The organism is Mesorhizobium sp. FG116 (assembly GCF_057809835.1).
The window spans coordinates 1-2,099 of the sequence record NZ_JBMDKS010000104.1; the positions used below are offsets into that span (position 1 = coordinate 1).

At 58.5% G+C, this 2,099-nt stretch carries 3 protein-coding genes; all 3 read left to right on the forward strand.

The window, feature by feature from the left end; genetic code table 11:
• The first annotated feature begins 327 nt into the window (after positions 1-327).
• On the forward strand, positions 328-951 hold the full coding sequence (locus ACODTY_RS23880; RefSeq protein WP_488996660.1) for a hypothetical protein: 624 nt from the start codon (positions 328-330) through the stop codon (positions 949-951).
• Between the two features lie 18 nt (positions 952-969).
• Positions 970-1,362 carry a hypothetical protein gene (locus ACODTY_RS23885; RefSeq protein WP_488996661.1) on the forward strand — a complete coding sequence of 131 codons (393 nt, stop codon included), beginning with the start codon at positions 970-972 and terminating at the stop codon, positions 1,360-1,362.
• A partial coding sequence (locus ACODTY_RS23890; protein ID WP_488996662.1) for an ImmA/IrrE family metallo-endopeptidase occupies positions 1,359-2,099 on the forward strand: 741 nt, incomplete at its 3' end. The genes ACODTY_RS23885 and ACODTY_RS23890, both read left to right, overlap by 4 nt.

Genomic DNA, 2,099 nt, shown 5'->3' on the forward strand with positions numbered 1-2,099 from the left:
GGAACGCCGTCGTGCCTTCCAGATATTCGCGCACAGCCTTGTAGCGCTGGCAGGCCTTGGCGTGGAGGGACGGAGGCAACTGAACGCTAAAGGCGATTTCTGCCAGGATGCGATCAAGCGGGTCTTCGAAGGGGTTCGTCCCCCGGTATGCGGATGCAGTCATAGTCTTGTTCCTGAATTCAAAGATTTCGGTGCGGCTTGGGAGCCCCCTTAAGAGAAAGGCGCGGGATTTGGAGATTCAGACAATTCTATTTTTTTGTCTGAATCGGCTTTGATGCGCGCATAATAGTCGGGAGGAGAGTCGACGGGTGTTTTGGGAGACGTCGAATGGATGCCGAAGCCGGCATTAGACGCATACCTTGCTCGGAAGAGGAGGTAAGCGAGTTCTTTGATCGGATGACGTCCGCGCAAAGGCGGGACGCTTATCAGTTTGCCGTCAAATGTTCGGCGGCATGCCTTGCCGACGCTCACGAACTGATCAACGAAGCATTCGTCAGGATGTGTGACGGGCGCCGTACGCGCCTAAGCGACACTAGCGACATGTTCCCGGTTCTGATGGGCACAATCAAGAGCCTGGCTTCTGATCGTCACTTCGTCACGGAAGGTGCACGGATCCGGCGCATGGGTTCCGGGAAGGAAAAGGGCAAGTATGGCGTCATCGAACGCGACGCTGATCACGGGACCATTGCGATCGACGCGGCCAGCGCCGATGCCGGCGACGCTGTAGACCGGATGGACCCGGACGAGTATCGGCAGGCGGTGCTGGCCGACATTGCAGGCGACACGGAGTTGGAACTTCTTTTCGAGGGCCTGTCCGCGTCCTTCATCGGGAAAGACCTGGCCGACTGGATGGGGATGGATACAGCCGCGCTCGCGACAGTTCGCAGGCGCTTCAAGAGGCAGATGCTACAGTTGGGCAAGAGGCTGGCGGGGGTAGCGCGCGAGCGCTAGGCAGATTGGAAGGTCCGCATGTCAGGGAAAGATAGAGAGTGGCTCGACCACCTGCACGAGTTCCTGATCGACGAGATCGTGCATGGCAAGGATGACGAACCGGTAGATGAGGCCGACGTCAAGGGCTTTGACGCTGCTGTTGCAGCCGGGCGCTCGCGTCTGGCCAAACGTAAGCTCGAAGTCGCACGGCAGACAGTTCGTTCGGACGTGTTCGCGTCCGCGCCTGTTTCCGACCTTGAGATGGAACGCGCAAGGCGACGGCTGACCTCGCTGAGAACTGGGGCCAACGATGATGGCACCAACTTGACTCTCGCCGCCCGGTTAGGCCAGGGCGGCAATGAAGATGATGACGGCATGCTCGAAGATATTGCCGAACTTGAACGCGATCGCGACGACAACAGCGGCAAATGATGAAACGGCCAACAAGAGCCGAAGGTCTGCTTCAGTCTTTGGGCATCGACGATCCCAGAGATATTGATCTTGAAGCCATCGCGTGGCACGTCGGGGCCAAGATCAAAGTTCGTCCCCTCGTCAATTGCGAGGCCCGAATCATCGGGCTTGACGACAAAGCGATCATATCGGTGAACGCCGCCTCGCCGCCAGAGCGGCGGCGGTTCTCGATTGGACACGAATTAGGGCATTGGGCACACCATCGCGGACAGTGTGCCGTGTGTCGTGCAACTGATATCGGGAACTACAGGAACGAGCAGGCGACGAAGGAGCGGGCCGCCGACGCATATGCTGCCGATCTTCTTATGCCTTGGTATCTCTTCAAGCCCGCAGTGCGGCTCCACAAGCGCCTGGACATCAATGCACTCCGGGCGGTAGCCACGCTTTTTTCAGCGAGCCTGACCGCAACCCTGATCAGGATGATTGATAGCGATCAGTTCCCCTGCAGCATGGTCGTCACTCACCGCGCCTCCGGTAAGCCTTGGGTCACGCGAGCTCCCTCGATGCAGCGTCGCTGGTTCGCCCGTGAGGATCTTGATCCGGGCTCGTTCGCGTTCACAATGATGTATGGCAATGATGCTCGAACAGAAGGGTTTCCGCGTAAGATTGGCGCGGATGCATGGTTCGATCATCATTCGGCGGCTGAGTTCGAGATCACGGAACAATCGTTCAAGCTGCCAACTGGCGACGTGGTGACG

Excerpts from the sequence above, each read along its gene's own strand:
- ACODTY_RS23880 (WP_488996660.1), top strand. The coding sequence starts at position 328 with ATGGATGCCGAAGCCGGCATTAGACGCATACCTTGCTCGGAAGAGGAG.
- ACODTY_RS23885 (WP_488996661.1), top strand. The coding sequence starts at position 970 with ATGTCAGGGAAAGATAGAGAGTGGCTCGACCACCTGCACGAGTTCCTG.